General features: G+C 63.6%; 14 protein-coding genes. 9 read left to right on the top strand and 5 right to left on the bottom strand.

Going from position 1 to position 15,516, the window contains the following annotated elements:
* Window positions 1-186: 186 nt before the first annotated feature.
* Window positions 187-1,239: an ABC transporter substrate-binding protein gene (locus SA496_RS26795; RefSeq protein WP_330114730.1), complete on the bottom strand. Its 1,053-nt coding sequence runs from the start codon at window positions 1,237-1,239 to the stop codon at window positions 187-189.
* A gap of 303 nt (window positions 1,240-1,542) precedes the next feature.
* Between SA496_RS26795 and SA496_RS26790 the strand changes: the two genes are divergently transcribed.
* Entirely contained in the window at window positions 1,543-3,129 is a 1,587-nt protein-coding gene (locus SA496_RS26790; protein ID WP_371924242.1) for an ABC transporter permease, read from the top strand.
* Window positions 3,126-3,989: an ABC transporter ATP-binding protein gene (locus SA496_RS26785; protein ID WP_120653687.1), complete on the top strand. Its 864-nt coding sequence runs from the start codon at window positions 3,126-3,128 to the stop codon at window positions 3,987-3,989. The genes SA496_RS26790 and SA496_RS26785 overlap by 4 nt, the downstream gene beginning before the upstream one ends.
* A gap of 67 nt (window positions 3,990-4,056) precedes the next feature.
* Here SA496_RS26785 and SA496_RS26780 read toward each other — a convergent pair whose 3' ends face one another.
* The 3 genes from SA496_RS26780 to SA496_RS26770 form a co-directional block, all read right to left on the bottom strand.
* Entirely contained in the window at window positions 4,057-5,028 is a 972-nt protein-coding gene (locus SA496_RS26780) for a GGDEF domain-containing protein (RefSeq protein ID WP_120653688.1), read from the bottom strand.
* 75 nt (window positions 5,029-5,103) lie between these two features.
* Window positions 5,104-6,132 carry a DUF2955 domain-containing protein gene (locus SA496_RS26775; RefSeq protein WP_120653689.1) on the bottom strand — a complete coding sequence of 343 codons (1,029 nt, stop codon included), beginning with the start codon at window positions 6,130-6,132 and terminating at the stop codon, window positions 5,104-5,106.
* Window positions 6,132-7,193, bottom strand: a complete 1,062-nt coding sequence (locus SA496_RS26770) for an HlyD family secretion protein (protein WP_120653690.1) — start codon at window positions 7,191-7,193, stop codon at window positions 6,132-6,134. The genes SA496_RS26775 and SA496_RS26770 overlap by 1 nt, the downstream gene beginning before the upstream one ends.
* A 154-nt stretch (window positions 7,194-7,347) precedes the next feature.
* Between SA496_RS26770 and SA496_RS26765 the strand changes: the two genes are divergently transcribed.
* Together SA496_RS26765 and SA496_RS26760 are read left to right on the top strand one after the other, a co-directional pair.
* Entirely contained in the window at window positions 7,348-8,313 is a 966-nt protein-coding gene (locus tag SA496_RS26765; RefSeq protein WP_120653691.1) for a LysR family transcriptional regulator, read from the top strand.
* Between the two features lie 89 nt (window positions 8,314-8,402).
* Complete coding sequence (locus tag SA496_RS26760; RefSeq protein WP_153919523.1) at window positions 8,403-8,606, top strand: hypothetical protein; 204 nt, start codon at window positions 8,403-8,405, stop codon at window positions 8,604-8,606.
* 306 nt (window positions 8,607-8,912) lie between these two features.
* Here SA496_RS26760 and desA read toward each other — a convergent pair whose 3' ends face one another.
* The gene (desA, locus tag SA496_RS26755; RefSeq protein ID WP_120653693.1) at window positions 8,913-10,097 is read right to left on the bottom strand and encodes a delta-9 fatty acid desaturase DesA; all 1,185 of its coding nucleotides are present in this window, start codon (window positions 10,095-10,097) and stop codon (window positions 8,913-8,915) included.
* Window positions 10,098-10,269: 172 nt separating this feature from the next.
* On the opposite strand from desA, the gene dibA reads away from it, so the two are divergent.
* The 5 genes from dibA to cysW all read left to right on the top strand — a co-directional run bounded on the left by dibA (window position 10,270) and on the right by cysW (window position 15,515).
* Window positions 10,270-12,174, top strand: a complete 1,905-nt coding sequence (gene dibA / locus SA496_RS26750) for a phosphodiesterase DibA (RefSeq protein ID WP_153919520.1) — start codon at window positions 10,270-10,272, stop codon at window positions 12,172-12,174.
* Window positions 12,175-12,370: 196 nt separating this feature from the next.
* Complete coding sequence (oscA, locus tag SA496_RS26745; RefSeq protein ID WP_077524552.1) at window positions 12,371-12,553, top strand: sulfur starvation response protein OscA; 183 nt, start codon at window positions 12,371-12,373, stop codon at window positions 12,551-12,553.
* Window positions 12,554-12,680: 127 nt separating this feature from the next.
* Window positions 12,681-13,679, top strand: a complete 999-nt coding sequence (locus SA496_RS26740) for a sulfate ABC transporter substrate-binding protein (RefSeq protein ID WP_120653695.1) — start codon at window positions 12,681-12,683, stop codon at window positions 13,677-13,679.
* A gap of 134 nt (window positions 13,680-13,813) precedes the next feature.
* Window positions 13,814-14,632, top strand: coding sequence for a sulfate ABC transporter permease subunit CysT (gene cysT / locus SA496_RS26735; RefSeq protein ID WP_120653696.1), 819 nt, complete (start codon window positions 13,814-13,816; stop codon window positions 14,630-14,632).
* A gap of 10 nt (window positions 14,633-14,642) precedes the next feature.
* Entirely contained in the window at window positions 14,643-15,515 is an 873-nt protein-coding gene (gene cysW / locus SA496_RS26730; protein ID WP_120653697.1) for a sulfate ABC transporter permease subunit CysW, read from the top strand.
* Window position 15,516: the final 1 nt, after the last annotated feature.

Genomic DNA, 15,516 nt, shown 5'->3' with positions numbered 1-15,516 from the left:
TCGCAGGTTCGCGCATACATCGTCCGCCCTCTCCCTGAAGGGAGAGGGGGTTGTCTATGCAAGGATTCAGGCCTGTGCGCTGCTTGTGGGAGCGAATTCATTCGCGATGCCCTGTGGATAAAAAAGCCGCCTTGCGGCGGCCTCCACGACTTCCCTGTAAATGACTTCCTTGTCAGCGACTCCCTGTCAGCGCGAGGCCTGTCCCGGCCCCTGCAATGCCGCGTCGAGGAAACGCGGCTCCACCCAGTCGGAAACCTGGAAACCACGGCGGATCAGGCGTTCCTTGACAGCCAGGTCCACGCCCTGTTGCAGCAGGCCGACAAATTCAGCGTCAAGGTGTGGATCGAAATAGCGACTCAGGCTTTCCTGGGCCAGATCGCTGGCGAGGATGCCCGGCGGATAGCTGGCCAGGCCCGAAACCAGTTCGACGTAGGCACCTTTGTTGGCGTCGTCGCGCAGCCAGTTCACTGCCTTCTGTTGGGCCTTCACCAGGCGCCCCACCACATCCGGGTACTGGCGGATGAAGTCACCGGTAGCCACCAGCACCGCCTGGGTGCTGCCCGCGCCAGCGAGGTCTCGGGAGCTCAGCGGCAGTTCCGCGAGACCGCGCTCGCGCAGGGCGATCAAGTTGGAGAGACCCCAGGTCGCGTCGATCTGCTTGGCGGCCAGGGCCGCACTGGCGGCATTGAAATCGAGGTTGATCACTTTCAAGTCACGCTCGCTGAGACCCTGGCTGGCCAGGGCGCTGGCGAAGGAGAGCTGGAGGGCAGTGCCACGAAACACCGCCACGCGTTTGCCCTTGAGATCCTGCAGGGTCTTGATGCCCGAGCCCGGCACCACGCCGAGGTAACTCTTCACGCCACGGGTATTGGCGCTGATCACCCGGGTGTCCAGCCCATTGGCCTTGCCGACGATTGCCGCCAGGTCGCCCAGGTAGGCGAAGTCCACCTGGCCGTTGGCCAGGGCCTCGTTCACCACCGGCCCCGCGCCCTTGAAGAAGCGCCACTCGACACGGATTCCGTCCTTGGCGAATTCCTCTTCGAAGACCTTCTGGTCACGCAGTACGTCCACCACGCCACCGGCGCTGTGCTGCGTACCGGCACTGAGGTCGGGCACAGCGATGCGGATAGCTTCCGGCTTGGCCGCTTCGGCGTGGGCAGCCAGGGGGAACGCCCCGAGCACGCCGATCAGCAAGGGTGAGGCGAATGCCCCGAGTATTTGGTTGAGCAGGATTTTCATGGCGTGCGGGCTCCTTCACGGGCTGCCGCCGGCAGTGGCCGGCGCTGTGGGACGGAAGCTAGGCGCGACGCCATAGGCCAAACAAATATTAAAAAATCATTCTTTAATAATTTTTTTGCCTAAGTCAGGCACGACGCGGCCTGCACCGTGGCATGCAGAACCCGCATAAAAAATATGAGGAAAACGCATCGGCCTATCCCTTCCCGACGCTATCGACTCATGCTCTTATCCATTTCAGGAATCAATCATTATTTTATTATTCTTTTTAAGAATAATCTAAGAACCACCGTTCGGGAGATGGACATGAGCCGGACCTTTGCCTGGACGCCCGCCGCAATCGATCCAAGCGGCTGGTGGCGCGGCCATTCCGATGCCTTTCTGCCGTGGCTGCTGCCCCTTGGCCTGGCGCTGCTCTGGGTGCTGGCGAGCCACTACCATTGGATGAGCGCTCAGATACTGCCAGCGCCGTTACTGGTCTGGCAGAGCAGCCTCGAGTTCGGCTCCGGCGAGCTCTGGAGCCATCTGTGGATAAGTCTTCAGCGACTGTTCTGGGGGCTGTTGGCCGGGGTTGCCGGCGGGCTACTACTAGGTACCTGGCTGGGGGCTTCGAGGCGCGCCGAGGCGTTGGTCTATCCAACCTTCGTGGCCCTGGCGCAGATTCCCACCCTGGCGTGGATTCCTTTGTTCATGCTGTTCTTCGGCATCGGCGAGCTGCTCAAGCTGGTGGTGCTGATCAAGGCGGTGGTGGTGCCGGTGACCCTGCACACCCTGGTCGGCGTGCGCGATGCCCAGCCCAAGCTTCGTGAGGCCGCCGCCGTATTACGCTTGCCGCGCCACCTGCTGTTCCTGCGCCTGTTGCTGCCGGCTGCCCTGCCCGCCTTCCTCACCGGTTTCCGTCTGGCGCTGGCGACCGGCTGGACTTCGCTGCTGGCAGTAGAACTGCTGGCCTCCAGCGAAGGCCTGGGCTACCTGATGGTCTGGGGACGCCAGCTGTTCATGCTGGACCTGGTCTTCCTCTGCATCCTGCTCATCGGCCTGGTAGGCGCTCTGATGGATCGTGGCTTCGGGCTCGTCGAGCGGCGCTTGCTGCACTGGCCGCAACCGGCCACAGGGGAACAACGCCAGCACAGCGATGCACGGGGTTGGCGTCGCCTGCAGGGGGTCCTGCTGCCCACAGCGTTGCTGATTCTCTGGCAGGCCAGCAGCAGCCTCGGCTGGGTCGACCGCAATATCCTGGCGTCGCCGCTGGACGTGCTGCGCAGCCTGGCGGATGGCTTCGATGATGGTTCCCTGCCACATGCCATGCAGCTCAGCCTGCAGCGTGCCCTGGCTGGCCTGGTTGTCGGCGGTGGCGCCGGACTCCTGCTGGGATTGCTGCTGGGGCTTTCCAGCCACGCCGAGCGGGTGTTGGGGCCAAGCCTGTCGGCGTTGCGCCAGGTTGCGCTGTTCGCCTGGGTGCCGCTGCTCACTGCCTGGTTCGGCCTGGGCGAGGCGGCCAAGGTGGTGTTCGTCAGCCTGGCAGCCTTCTTCCCCCTGTTCATCGCGACCCAGCGCGGCATCGCCAGCCTGTCGCCGCAACTGGGCGAAGTGGCCCGCACCCTGCGTCTGGACCTGGCCAGACGTCTGCGCCTGCTGATCCTTCCCGGCGCGGCCCCGGCAATCTTCGCCGGCCTGCGGCTTTCGCTGATCTACGCCTGGCTGGGGACCATTGGCGCCGAGTACTTCATGCCATCCGACGGCGGCATCGCAAGCCTGATGCTCGGCGCCCAGCAGATGTTCCGCATGGACCAGGTAATGGCAGCCATGCTCCTGGTGGGCCTGGTCGGCGCCTTGCTCGGCGCTCTCGGACAACGCATCGAAACGCGCGCGACGCGCTGGAGAAACGCATGAACGCCTTCAACCCCTCGGCCCGGGATGCGGCCAACCAACCCCACGCCATCGCGCCGCTGGTCAGCTTCGACCGGGTCGGCAAGGTCTTCTCCGTGGATGGCCAGGCCTTCGAGGCCATCCAGGACTTCAGCCTGGCGATCAACGAAGGCGAGTTCATCGCCATCGTCGGTTCCAGTGGGTGCGGCAAGTCGACCCTGCTGCGCCTGCTGGTCGGTCTGGATACCGAATACAACGGCGAGATCCGCGTGGACGGCGCGCCGGTCCGGGGCATCGGTGGCGAGCGCGGCATCGTGTTCCAGGAGCACCGGCTGTTCCCCTGGTTGACCGTGGCGCAGAACATCGGCCTGGGGTTGGTGAACGAAAAACTGACCCAGGGCGAACGCGCTCGACGGGTACACGAGTTCGTGCAGCTGGTGGGGCTGACAGGCTTCGAGTCGGCCTACCCCCATCAGCTTTCCGGCGGCATGGCCCAGCGCGTGGCCATCGCCCGCGGCTTGGTAGCCAGCCCACGCATCCTGCTGCTGGATGAACCCTTCGGCGCCCTCGATGCGCTGACCCGCCAGCAGCTGCAGGACGAGCTGCTGGCCATCCGCGAACGCTCCGGCATCACGACCTTGCTGGTCACCCACGACGCCGAAGAGGCGATCTACCTGGCCGACCGCGTGGTGGTGATGGCGCCGCGGCCCGGACGGATCAAGTCGGTGGTGGAGATCGACCTGCCGCACCCGCGCCAGCGCACCGGCGCGGATTTCCACAGGTTGCGCGAACGCCTGCTCCACCAGCTCACCGGTGACGGCGATTACCTGCCGCCTGTGCTGCAGCGAGTGGAAGGCATGCGGCCAGAGTTCATTGCACTGTAGGTGCAGCCGCACCTGGGGGAGCTAAGTCATTCGCGATTGAAATCGCGCCCACAAGGTGGGATCGGGGTCAGTCGGCGAGGACGATCTGATTCTTCCCGCCGCGCTTGGCCTGGTACATGGCCGCGTCGGCGCGGGCGTAGAGGCTGTCGAGGTTGCCGTCGTCACGAAGGTTCGCCAGGCCCTGGCTGACGGTGACGCCGAAGCTCTTGCCGTCGACGGTGAAGCCCATCCGCTGGATTTCCCGCTGCAGGCGTTCGGCGATCTGCCACGCCAGTTCCGGCGGGCAACCGGGCAGGACGGCGGCGAACTCCTCGCCGCCGATACGGCCGAACAGGTCGCCCCGACGCAAGGTATTGCCGCCGCATTGGGCAATGCGTTGCAGCACCTGGTCCCCGATCTGGTGGCCATGGGTGTCGTTGATCTTCTTGAAGTCATCGACGTCCAGCAGGATGAACGCCAGCGGGCTGCCGAACTGCACCGAGTGCTCGAACTCGCGCTGGGCGCATTCGAAGAAGTGCCGTCGGTTGCTGCTCTTGGTCAGCACGTCGGTGGTCGCCAGGCGATGCAGTTCACCCTCCAGTTGCTTCTTCTCGGTGATGTCTTCGGCGATGCCGACAACGATGGTCGGCTGGCCTTCCCCGCCGCCCTGGCTGATGAAGCATTTGTCGCTGATCCAGCGCAGCTGGCCGTCGGCGCGGATGATGCGGTACTCGCGGGCCTCGATGGCCCCCTTCTCCAGCACTTCGGCGAAACTCTGCGCAGCGTATTCCAGGTCATCCGGGTAGATGCAGTTGCGCCACTCGCTGTAGTCCGCCAGCAGCAGCGCGGCGGAGCGCCCGAACATGGTCTCGTAGGCAGGGCTGACGTAGATGATCCGTTGCGCCTCCCAGTCGAAGGCCCAGAGCACGGCGTTCACGCTGCCCAGAAGGCTGCTGAAGATGGCCTCGCGTTCGCGCAGCCGTTCGACTTCGCCCCGGCTGTGAAGAAGGGCAAGGGTGAGTTTTTCCAGTTCGCTTGGAGATTCGAGGGACGTTTCCATTCGGCCGCTACCTTCATAGGACCTGCCTTCGACAGATTAGGCAGGCAAAAGTGCGGACGGCACGCGAGCCGACGGTCAGGCATGGCTGGCATGACGGAAGGCAACGAAACGGTTGAGCAACCGGTGCAGGACGAACACCGCGACCAGGGTGAGGAACACCGACACGCACACCGAGCTCAGGCGATAGGCGATGGAGTACACCACGTCGTGCTGCGGCGTGAGGTACTGGCCGAAGACGATGGCCAGGGTGGTCAGTGCGCCGAAACCAATGCCCTGCGCGCCTTCCAGCACATGCAGGCGAGCGCAGCAGAGGGCGGCGGTCCAGTACATCAGGGTCACCAGGGGCAGCACGTCGTAATGGCTGTAGAGCACCAGCTGCAGCACCAGCCCAATGGCGCAGCCCAGCAGGGTGCCGAGGGCGCGAATGCGGCCGGCGAAGCGGATGCCGTTCCAGTGCATGGGGAACAGGACCAGGATCGACGCCACCTGGGCCGACAGCGAATCTTTCAGGTCGAAGCTCTGGAACAGCATGAAGGACAGGGTGGCGATAGTCGCCCCGAGGATCGCCTCGTGGCGCTGGCTGGGCACGTCCTTGGCCGGTATCCGCTTCAGCGGACGCGGCTCGGCATCGGGGAAGAGGAAGAACATAAGCCAGGCGATCAGGACCGTCAGCCCCGCCGCCACCAGGTTGCTGGTGACCAGGTCGTAGAGGTGGGTTTCCGGGTAACTGGCGAAGTGAAGCTGGATGGAGAGGAACACGCTGCCCAGCGCGCCGAACATGAAGAGCGCCCCCTGGGCCATCAGACGGAAGCGCCAGAAGAAGGCCAGGAAAGCCAGCGGCACTATCATCTGCGGTCGGTCGCCAAACAGGCCGTAGATCACCAGTACCTCGACACTCACTACCACGGCCTGGAGCAGGAACTGCCGCACGATGTGGGCGTTGATGACCGGCGTGAGGCCGAGCAGGAGCATGGGATAGACGCAGAAGAACGAGCCGTTGTCCCAGCCCATCAACTTGCAGATGAACAGCCCGAGGGTGCCGCCCCCAGCGAGACGCAGGCATTGCCTCAGGTCGTTCTCGGTCAGAGCTGTCCTGCGGTTCATCAATACACGTAGTGCAGGATGCTGATCGCGGCGATCTGCAGACGGCCGAACAGGTCCGCCAGGTGCGAGTCGCCCGGGTAGAGCTGGACCGTCGCCTTGGCGCCGCTGGGCAGCGTATAGGGCAGGGTTTCGGTCAGGCTGACGTGCAGGCGCTGGCGCTGAGCGTCACGCACCCAGCGGTCGGAGATCGCCGGAGCGGCCAGATCGCCATTGGCGTCGAGCTGCCCCTCCTTCACGCCGGCGTCGATGGCGCTGACCCTGGCCGCAAAAATGTGGCCGGGGAGCGCGTCGAACACCACCGCAGCACCATCCTCCAGGCGCACATAGCGCAGGGCCTTCTCGCGGAAGTCGGCACTGATGTCCGCTTCATCCGCCACCAACGCGGCCACCGGATTGCCGGCATGCAGGAATGCGCCGGGGGACAGCTGCAGGTTGCTCAAGGTGCCGGCGCGCTCGGCACGCACTTCGCTGTATTCCAGTTGCAGGTGCGCCTGCTCCAGCGCGTTACGGGCCTGGCGCAGTCGCAGGTTGTCGTCGCCGACGGCGCCACGCTGGGCCACGAGCTCGCGAATGCGCGCACCGGCGGCACTCAGCTTGGCCTGGGCGGCCTGACGCTGCGCTTCGGTCTGCTCGAACAGCTGGCGCGATACGTGCTGGCTCTGCACCAGACGCCCGAGGCGCGCAGCCTCGCGTTGCAACTCACTGGCAGAAGCCTGGGCGGCGACCTGGTCGGCACGGGCCGCAGCGATAGCGGCGTCGAGTTGGCGGTTGTCCTGCTCGGCCTGTTCAAGCGCCAGCTCGGCGGCACGCACGGCCAGGCGGAAGGGTTCGGGGTCGAGACGGAACAGGACCTGGCCGGCCTCGACGTGCTGATTGTTGCTGACGGCGACGTCCAGCACCTGGCCGTCCACGCGTGGGGCGATGCGCAGCACCGGACGGGTCAGTTGCGCCTGGGGCGTGATGGGCATCCACAGGTCCGCCGCCAGGAAGTAGGCGAACAGCAGGACGAACAGGATGATGGCCGCCTGGACCCGCCGGGCGAATCTTTGATCCGGAGTCATGCGTACCTCGAAGGGACCCGCAGCGGATGCGGGTGGGGGAAAGACGGGAACGGCACGACCTCGGCCATTACCGCCCATGGGGACAAAGTATATTTAGCTGGGATTCGAGGATAATCTCCCACTTGCGAGAAGCAGCCTTACACAAGGGGTAACAATGGATACGCTCCACAGCATGCGGGTTTTCGTGCGGGTGATAGACACCGGCAGTTTTACCGCCGCAGCCCAGGCCATGGACCTGTCCACCGCGCAGGTATCAAGGCTGGTATCGGAGCTGGAACAGCAGCTCCAGGCCCGCCTGCTGCATCGCACCACCCGCCGTCTCGCGCTGACCGAAGTGGGCGAGCGCTACCTGCAACGCTGCCGGCAAATCCTCGGTGAAGTGGACGAGGCCGCCGCCGAGGCACGCGGTGCCCATCTCAAGCCCCATGGCCGCCTGCGCGTACACACCATGACCGGCCTGGGCCTGCAGCACCTCACCCCCCTGGTGGCACGCTACAGCGAGCTCTATCCGGAAGTGGTGGTGGAACTGACCCTGTCGCAGCGCACCCCCGACCTGCTGGAAGATGGCCACGACGTCATCATCACCTTCGCCCGCGAGCTGCCCGATTCGCAGATGGTCGCCCAGGTACTGGGGCCGATGTTCAGCGTGCTCTGCGCAGCCCCCGGTTATCTGAAGAAGCACGGCGTACCCCTCAGCCCGGTGGACCTGCAGCAGCATCGCTATCTGCGGCTGCTGGACCCGCTGTATGAGGACAGCTGGGTGTTCAATGGCGAGCAGGGTGAATTCAACGTACTCCCCGCCGAGAGCTTCCAGGTGAACGTGGCCGAGTCGTTGGCCAAGGCCGCGCAGGCCGGCATGGGCATCTGCCTGCTGCCCTCTTTCGTCGCCTGCCCGCCCGTGCGTGAAGGCAAGCTGCTGCGGCTCCTGCCGGATTACCGCCTGCGCGAGCGCAACATCTACGCCATCTACCCGTCGCGGCGTTTCCTCGACGCCAAGATCAAAACCTGGGTCGAGTTCCTCAAGGCCGAATTGCCGCCGCTACTGACCCAGGACGAAGCCCTGCTCGAAGATCCGAATCGCTGGGCGATCAACGCGAAACTATTGCGCAAAGAGAAATAGTTCTTCACTGAAACCGCTATTTTTCCCCTTTCCTGACCTCCCTAAGATGGCGCCATGTTTCGCAAGAAACCATCTGAGAGGTTCAAGATATGCAACGCAACGCGATTTTTACTGCCGTTTTCGCCGTATTTTCTCTATTTTTCTCGCAATTGACCCTGGCCGAAGAATCCAACGCCTTTGTTGCACGCAACGCAGCTCTGGCCGAGCAGCGCGCCGACGCGGCCCAGCAGGAAGCCATCGCCAAGCAAGGCGCTGAGCAACAGAAGCAGTCCGACGCCCACCAGGACAGCTGATCCCTGTCACTCCCTGTTCTCCACCTCCTGACGTTGATGCGTGACAGCTCCTATATCGACGTCCTGTTCAGGCCGCTCATGACGAGCGGCCTTTTTTTGCCTACAGGAAATGCCGGTGGCGACGGGCGACTTGAGGGGCAGTTGCGCTGCCCTTGGCGATTGAAATCGCCCCTACAGGAACAGCCTGTCCCCGCCTTGTACGGGCGAATACATTCGCCAACCGAACCACCGGTTCGGCCTGCGATGCGTCCGCAGAAAGCAAAAAGGCCGGCATCTCTGCCGGCCTTTCTCATGGGCTCGCAAGCGTCAGGCGGCGGCCGGACGCAGGGAGTAGGTCTTCAACTGCTCGGCGAAATCGCGCAGGGACTGGATACCGCTGGCTTCGGCCTCGTGAATCCATTCCTTGATGGCGGCGAGCATGTCGTGGCCATTGGCGCTGGTCTTCACCCAGATCTGCTGCAGCGCCAGGCGCTTCTCGTAGATCACCTTGAGGGCCTGGCTCTGTTCCAGCATGGCGGCGATGCGCGCCTGGTGGCCTTCGTCGAGCAGGCTGGTCTCGCGGGAAAGCAGGCGTTTGGCGCGGCGGAACAGGTGGCGTACCGACTCGTCGGCCTTGGCCAGTTCCTGCTTCACCAGCGGAGCGATCACCAGCTTGCGGTACTGGGCCATGATCTGGAAACGGTTGTTGAGGATGGCCATGGCGGTGTCCATGTCCAGGTTGCCCTTGCCTTCGACGCGGTGGGCGATCGGTGCCACGCGCTGCACCTTGGCCATGCCGAGGATGCTGAACAGCTTGATCCAGGCCCAGCCCATGTCGAACTCCCACTTCTTCACCGACAGCTTGGCGGAGTTCGGATAGGTGTGGTGGTTGTTGTGCAGCTCTTCACCGCCAATCAGGATGCCCCAGGGCACCAGGTTGGTGGCGGCATCACGGCATTCGAAGTTACGGTAGCCGATGGCATGGCCCAGGCCATTTACGACGCCTGCAGCCCAGACCGGTATCCACATCATCTGCACAGCCCAGATGGTGATGCCGCCCGCGCCGAACAGCGCCAGGTCGATCAGAGCCATAAGGGTGACACCACCGATGGGGTAGCGGCTGTAGACGTTGCGCTCCATCCAGTCATCCGGGCAGTTCTTGCCGTAGATGCGCAACGTCTCTTCATTTTTCGCCTCTTCCGCGTACAGTTCCGCGCCTTGGCGCAGTACGGTCCACAGGCCTTTGACCACCGGGCTGTGGGGGTCGTCAGCAGTTTCGCACTTGGCGTGGTGCTTGCGGTGGATGGCGGTCCACTCGCGGGTATTCATGGCGGTGGTCAGCCACAACCAGAAACGGAAGAAATGCTTGAGCGCCGGATGCAGTTCCAGCGAGCGGTGCGCCGAGTAGCGGTGCAGATAGACAGTGACGCTGACGATGGTGATGTGGGTCATCACCAGGGTGACAGCCACCAGCTGCCACAGCGACAGGTCGAGAAAGCCGTTGTACCACATGGATGGTGTTGCCTCGGGTAAAGTGAGCGGGGCTTATCGCGTATAGCTCCTCGGATTATCACAAAGCGCCCGGAGAAAACCATCCTGTCTTTTAGATAGAAGCCCTCCGGTCGTCGGTTGCTTCTATAATCCGCCAATTGCCCGTTTCACCCATGCCAGGAAGGCCGCACCCATGCGTTTCAAGTTCAGTGCCCTGCGATTGGTGCTGCCCTACTTCATTCTCGCTAGCCTGTGGGTGCTGTTCAGTGACCGCGCACTCTATTCCCTGGTGGGCGACCGTGTACTGCTGGCCGAGCTGCAGACCACCAAGGGACTGCTCTTCGTGCTGGTTACCAGCCTCCTGTTGTTCACCCTTGTCTGCCTGCACCTGCACCGCCTGAAGGACTATCTGGATGCCCGCCGCGAACACGAAAGCAGCCTGCGCCAGGCCGCCGCTGTGTTCGACAGCACCCAGGAGGGCGTGCTGGTCACAGATGCCGAAAGCCGCATCGTCCACGTCAACCGTGCCTTTTCCCGCATCACCGGCTTCGATGAAGCACAAGTACTGGGCAAGAATCCGCGCATCTTCAGCTCCGGCCGCCACGCCCCGGGCTTCTACAAGGCCATGTGGAATGCCCTGGACAACCGCCGCGAATGGAGCGGTGAAGTGTGGAACCGGCGCAAGAACGGCGAGATCTATCCGCTCTGGCAGAACATCCGCGCCATCCATGACGAAGACGGTCAGCTGACTCACTATGTGGCGGTATTCTCCGACGTCAGTGCGATCAAGCGCTCGCAGCACGAACTGGACTTCCTCGCCCACCACGATCCGCTGACCAACCTGCCCAACCGCCTGCTCTTCACCGAGCGTGTAGAACAGGCGCTGGAACGTGCCCACCGTGAGAAGCAGAACGGTGCAGTGCTGTTGCTGGACCTCGATCACTTCAAGCACATCAATGAAAGCTTCGGCCACTCCCATGGCGACCTGCTGCTGAAGATGGCCGGTGTGCGCCTCCAGGGGCTGATGGAAGGCGGCATGACCCTGGCGCGCCTGGGCGGCGACGAGTTCGGCGTGTTGTGGGAAAACTGCCCTCAGGCCGACCAGGCCGCAGCCCTGGCCGAGCGCATCCGCAGCGAACTGGCGACCCCCTTCCGACTGGACGGCCATGACCTGTTCATCAGCACAAGCCTGGGCATCAGCCTGTTCCCGAACGTCGACGCCAATGTCGAACAGGTGATGCGCAATGCCGACTCGGCCCTGTTCAAGGCCAAGAGCTCGGGCCGCGATTCCTATGCCTTCTACAGCCAGGAACTGACCGAGCAGGCGCGCCAGCGCGTCGAGTTGTTCAGCGCCCTGCGCCAGGCGATGGAGCTGGGTCAGCTGCAAGTCCACTACCAGCCCATCCAGCGCCTGGCCGACGGCCAACTGGTCGGTTTCGAGGCACTGGTGCGCTGGGCGCATCCCGAGCGTGGCCTGGTACCACCTGGTGAGTTCCTGCCAATCGCCGAGCAGAGTGGGTTGATCGCCAGCATCGACGTCTGGGTACTGGAACAGGCCTGCCGGCAGATGCGGTGCTGGCTGGAGCAGGGTCACGCATTGTCTTTCGTGGCGGTGAACCTGTCCTGCCGGCTGTTCCACCGCACCGAGCTGGATAGTGAAGTGGCCCGGGTGCTGGCCACCACGGGCCTTGCACCGGAGCGGCTGGAGCTGGAAATCACCGAAAGCGCGGTGATGGAGGACCCGGACGCCGCCGAGGCCCTGCTTGCTCGTCTGCGTGAACTGGGCGTGCGTCTGGCCATCGACGACTTCGGTACGGGCTACTCCTCGCTGCAGCGCCTCAAGCACCTGCCGGTGCAGAAGCTGAAGCTCGACCAGAGCTTCGTTCGTGGCCTGCCGGACGACAAGAACGATATCGCCATCGCTCGTGCCGTCACCGCCTTGGGCCACAGCCTGGGCATCAGCGTGCTGGCCGAAGGTATCGAGGTGGACGCCCAGGCCGGGTTCCTCCGTGAGCTGGGCTGCGACTACGGCCAGGGGTACCTGTTCAGCCGGCCCTTACCGGTGGAAGAACTCGAGCAGCTCTGGCCGGTAGCCTGAAGACGGCAGATTCGGCTTCGCCAGGCGTTGGCCCCCCCTGTCGGCAGCATCTGCGTCGCTCGAAAGCAATTTCGGTTATATAAAAATTCTTAAATAGTATTTTTAAGAATATTACCCGCTTGCTTAAGATTCGCTCCACGCCACGCGGAATACCTTCCTGAACCATGCCGCGGGCCCCATTTCTAGGAGCACGACCATGAGCGCAACCCTTCGTAGCGTGGAAGGCCAGGACGAGGCCAGCATCCTGCGTGAAATCCAGAGTGCCCTGCACGGCCTGCGTTTCGGCTCGGTGGAAATCACCGTGCACAACGGCCAGGTAGTGCAAATCGAACGCAAGGAAAAATTCCGCCTGCAGCAACCGAACCAGCGCGGTAACTGATTCACAGGACACCGTTCAAGCCTCACGAGGCTTGAAGCCCGACCGGACTGCCGGAGGGCGTTTCGACGAACACCAGTAAACAGCCCTAGCCAACACCTAAAAAAATTCCAGTTCCAGGAGCTTGATAATGTCGATTCGCCGCTTCGCCCTCGCCGCCCTCGCCAGCGCCCTGATCGCCGGTCCGGCCGCCGCCGCCACCGAACTGCTCAACGTGTCCTACGACCCGACCCGCGAGCTCTACCAGGAATACAACGCCGCCTTCGCCAAGCACTGGAAGGCCGAAGGTGGCGACGATCTGAAGATCCAGCAATCCCATGGCGGCTCCGGCAAACAGGCCCGCGCCGTGATCGACGGCCTGAAGGCCGACGTGGTGACCCTGGCCCTGGCCGGCGACATCGACGAACTGCAGAAGCTCGGCAAGCTGATCCCGGAAAACTGGCAGGCTCGCCTGCCGCAGAACAGCACTCCTTACACCTCGACCATCGTGTTCCTGGTGCGCAAGGGCAACCCCAAAGGCATCAAGGACTGGGGCGACCTGACCAAGCAGGGCGTTGAAGTCATCACCCCGAACCCGAAGACCTCCGGCGGTGCACGCTGGAACTTCCTGGCCGCCTGGGCATGGGCCAAGAAGGAGTACGGCAGCGACGCCAAGGCACAGGAATACGTGAAGGAGCTGTACAAGCACGTACCGGTGCTGGATACCGGCGCCCGTGGCTCGACCATCACCTTCGTCAACAACCAGATCGGCGACGTGCTGCTGGCCTGGGAAAACGAAGCCTTCCTGGCTCTGAAAGAACAAGGCGGCGAGAACTTCGAGATCATTGCGCCGAGCCTGTCGATCCTGGCCGAACCGCCGGTATCGGTGGTCGACAAGAACGTCGACAAGAAGGGCACCCGCAAGGTTGCCGAAGCCTACCTGCAGTACCTGTACAGCGAGGAAGGCCAGCGCATCGCGGCGAAGAACTTCTACCGCCCGCGTAACGAGAAGGTCGCGGCCGAGTTCGCCAAGCAATTCCCGAAACTGGACCTCGTGACCGTGGACAAGGACTTCAACGGCTGGAAAGAAGCCCAACCCAAGTTCTTCAACGACGGCGGCATCTTCGACCAGATCTACCAGGCGCAGTAAGCGCGGAAGACGCCCCCTCTCCCCAACCCTCTCCCTGAAGGGAGAGGGGGCTCGAAGGCCTGATCTCCGGATCGGGCCTCTTTGCTGTCAGCGGGAGAGAAACCAAGCGTTCCAACGCAGAGTAAGGACAGAACATGTCGCGACGCATCTCCCCGGTCATACCCGGCTTCGGGCTGACCCTGGGATACACCCTGGTGTATCTCAGCCTCCTGGTCCTGATTCCCCTGGGTGCCCTGTTCCTCAAGACCACCGAGCTGACCTGGGTCCAGTTCTGGACCATCATCAGCGCCCCCCGCGTGATCGCCGCCCTCAAGCTCAGTTTCGGTACCGCCCTGGCGGCCGCCGTGATCAATGGCATCATCGGCACCCTGCTGGCCTGGGTGCTGGTGCGCTACGACTTCTTCGGCCGCAAGGTCATCGACGCCATGGTCGACCTGCCTTTCGCGCTGCCCACCGCGGTCGCCGGTATCGCCCTCACCGCGCTCTATGCGCCCGCGGGCCTGGTGGGCCAGTTCGCCACCGACCTCGGTTTCAAGATTGCCTACACCCCGCTCGGCATCACCCTGGCGCTGACGTTCGTGACCCTGCCCTTCGTGGTGCGGACGGTGCAGCCAGTACTGGCCGATATCCCCCGCGAGGTTGAGGAGGCCGCCGCCTGCCTGGGCGCCAAACCGCTGCAGATTTTCCGCCACGTGCTGGTGCCGGCGCTGCTGCCGGCCTGGCTGACCGGTTTCGCCCTGGCCTTCGCCCGTGGCGTGGGCGAGTACGGCTCGGTGATCTTCATCGCCGGCAACATGCCGATGAAAACCGAAATCCTGCCGCTGCTGATCATGGTCAAGCTGGACCAGTACGACTACACCGGCGCCACCGCCATCGGCGTGCTGATGCTGGTCGTCGCCTTCGTCCTGCTGCTGCTGATCAACCTGCTGCAACGCCGCATCGAAACCCCGTGAGGAGAGCGCCATGAGTTCCGCAAGCCTGACCGCCGCGTCCTCCGCCAACGCCGCCCGCCGGGGCAGCGCACTGGGTCGCCGTATCCTGATCGCCTTCGCCTGGCTGGCTTTCGCCCTGTTCCTTCTGCTGCCACTGCTAGTGGTCCTGAGCGAGGCGTTGAAGCAGGGCCTGGGTACCTTCTTCGAAGCCATTTTCGAGCCGGACGCCCTTTCCGCACTGAAACTGACCCTGATCGCCGTTTTTATCTCGGTGCCGCTCAACCTGGTGTTCGGCGTTGCCGCCGCCTGGTGCGTGAGCAAATACGAGTTTCGTGGCAAGAGCCTGCTGGTCACCCTGATCGACCTGCCGTTCTCGGTGTCGCCGGTCATCGCCGGCCTGATCTACGTGCTGCTGTTCGGCGCCCAGGGCTACTTCGGTGAATGGCTGCAGGACCGCGACATCCAGATCGTCTTCGCCGTGCCCGGCATCGTCCTGGCCACGATCTTCGTGACCTTCCCCTTCGTCGCCCGTGAGCTGATCCCGCTGATGCAGGAACAGGGCACGCAGGAGGAAGAAGCCGCACGCCTGCTCGGCGCCAACGGCTGGCAGATGTTCTGGCACGTGACCCTGCCGAACATCAAATGGGGCCTGATCTACGGCGTGGTGCTCTGCACCGCGCGGGCGATGGGCGAGTTCGGGGCGGTATCGGTGGTGTCCGGCCACATTCGTGGCGTCACCAACACCCTGCCCCTGCACGTCGAAATTCTCTACAACGAGTACAACCACGTCGCCGCCTTCAGCGTCGCCAGCCTGCTGCTGGTGCTCGCCCTGTGCATCCTCCTGCTCAAGCAGTGGAGCGAGTCGCGCCTGTCCCGTCTCAAGTCGAATGCTGATGAGGAGTAAC

The organism is Pseudomonas sp. JS3066, from assembly GCF_036328175.1.
GTDB lineage: Bacteria > Pseudomonadota > Gammaproteobacteria > Pseudomonadales > Pseudomonadaceae > Metapseudomonas.
Note: the sequence above shows the minus strand (reverse complement) of the source record. Positions and strands in the feature narration are given on the sequence as shown.

Bases quoted from the DNA above. Each gene is read 5' to 3' on its own strand.
- SA496_RS26795 (WP_330114730.1), bottom strand. From the start codon at position 1,239: ATGAAAATCCTGCTCAACCAAATACTCGGGGCATTCGCCTCACCCTTG.
- SA496_RS26790 (WP_371924242.1), top strand. From the start codon at position 1,543: ATGAGCCGGACCTTTGCCTGGACGCCCGCCGCAATCGATCCAAGCGGC.
- SA496_RS26785 (WP_120653687.1), top strand. From the start codon at position 3,126: ATGAACGCCTTCAACCCCTCGGCCCGGGATGCGGCCAACCAACCCCAC.
- SA496_RS26780 (WP_120653688.1), bottom strand. From the start codon at position 5,028: ATGGAAACGTCCCTCGAATCTCCAAGCGAACTGGAAAAACTCACCCTT.
- SA496_RS26775 (WP_120653689.1), bottom strand. From the start codon at position 6,132: ATGAACCGCAGGACAGCTCTGACCGAGAACGACCTGAGGCAATGCCTG.
- SA496_RS26770 (WP_120653690.1), bottom strand. From the start codon at position 7,193: ATGACTCCGGATCAAAGATTCGCCCGGCGGGTCCAGGCGGCCATCATC.
- SA496_RS26765 (WP_120653691.1), top strand. From the start codon at position 7,348: ATGGATACGCTCCACAGCATGCGGGTTTTCGTGCGGGTGATAGACACC.
- SA496_RS26760 (WP_153919523.1), top strand. From the start codon at position 8,403: ATGCAACGCAACGCGATTTTTACTGCCGTTTTCGCCGTATTTTCTCTA.
- desA (WP_120653693.1), bottom strand. From the start codon at position 10,097: ATGTGGTACAACGGCTTTCTCGACCTGTCGCTGTGGCAGCTGGTGGCT.
- dibA (WP_153919520.1), top strand. From the start codon at position 10,270: ATGCGTTTCAAGTTCAGTGCCCTGCGATTGGTGCTGCCCTACTTCATT.
- oscA (WP_077524552.1), top strand. From the start codon at position 12,371: ATGAGCGCAACCCTTCGTAGCGTGGAAGGCCAGGACGAGGCCAGCATC.
- SA496_RS26740 (WP_120653695.1), top strand. From the start codon at position 12,681: ATGTCGATTCGCCGCTTCGCCCTCGCCGCCCTCGCCAGCGCCCTGATC.
- cysT (WP_120653696.1), top strand. From the start codon at position 13,814: ATGTCGCGACGCATCTCCCCGGTCATACCCGGCTTCGGGCTGACCCTG.
- cysW (WP_120653697.1), top strand. From the start codon at position 14,643: ATGAGTTCCGCAAGCCTGACCGCCGCGTCCTCCGCCAACGCCGCCCGC.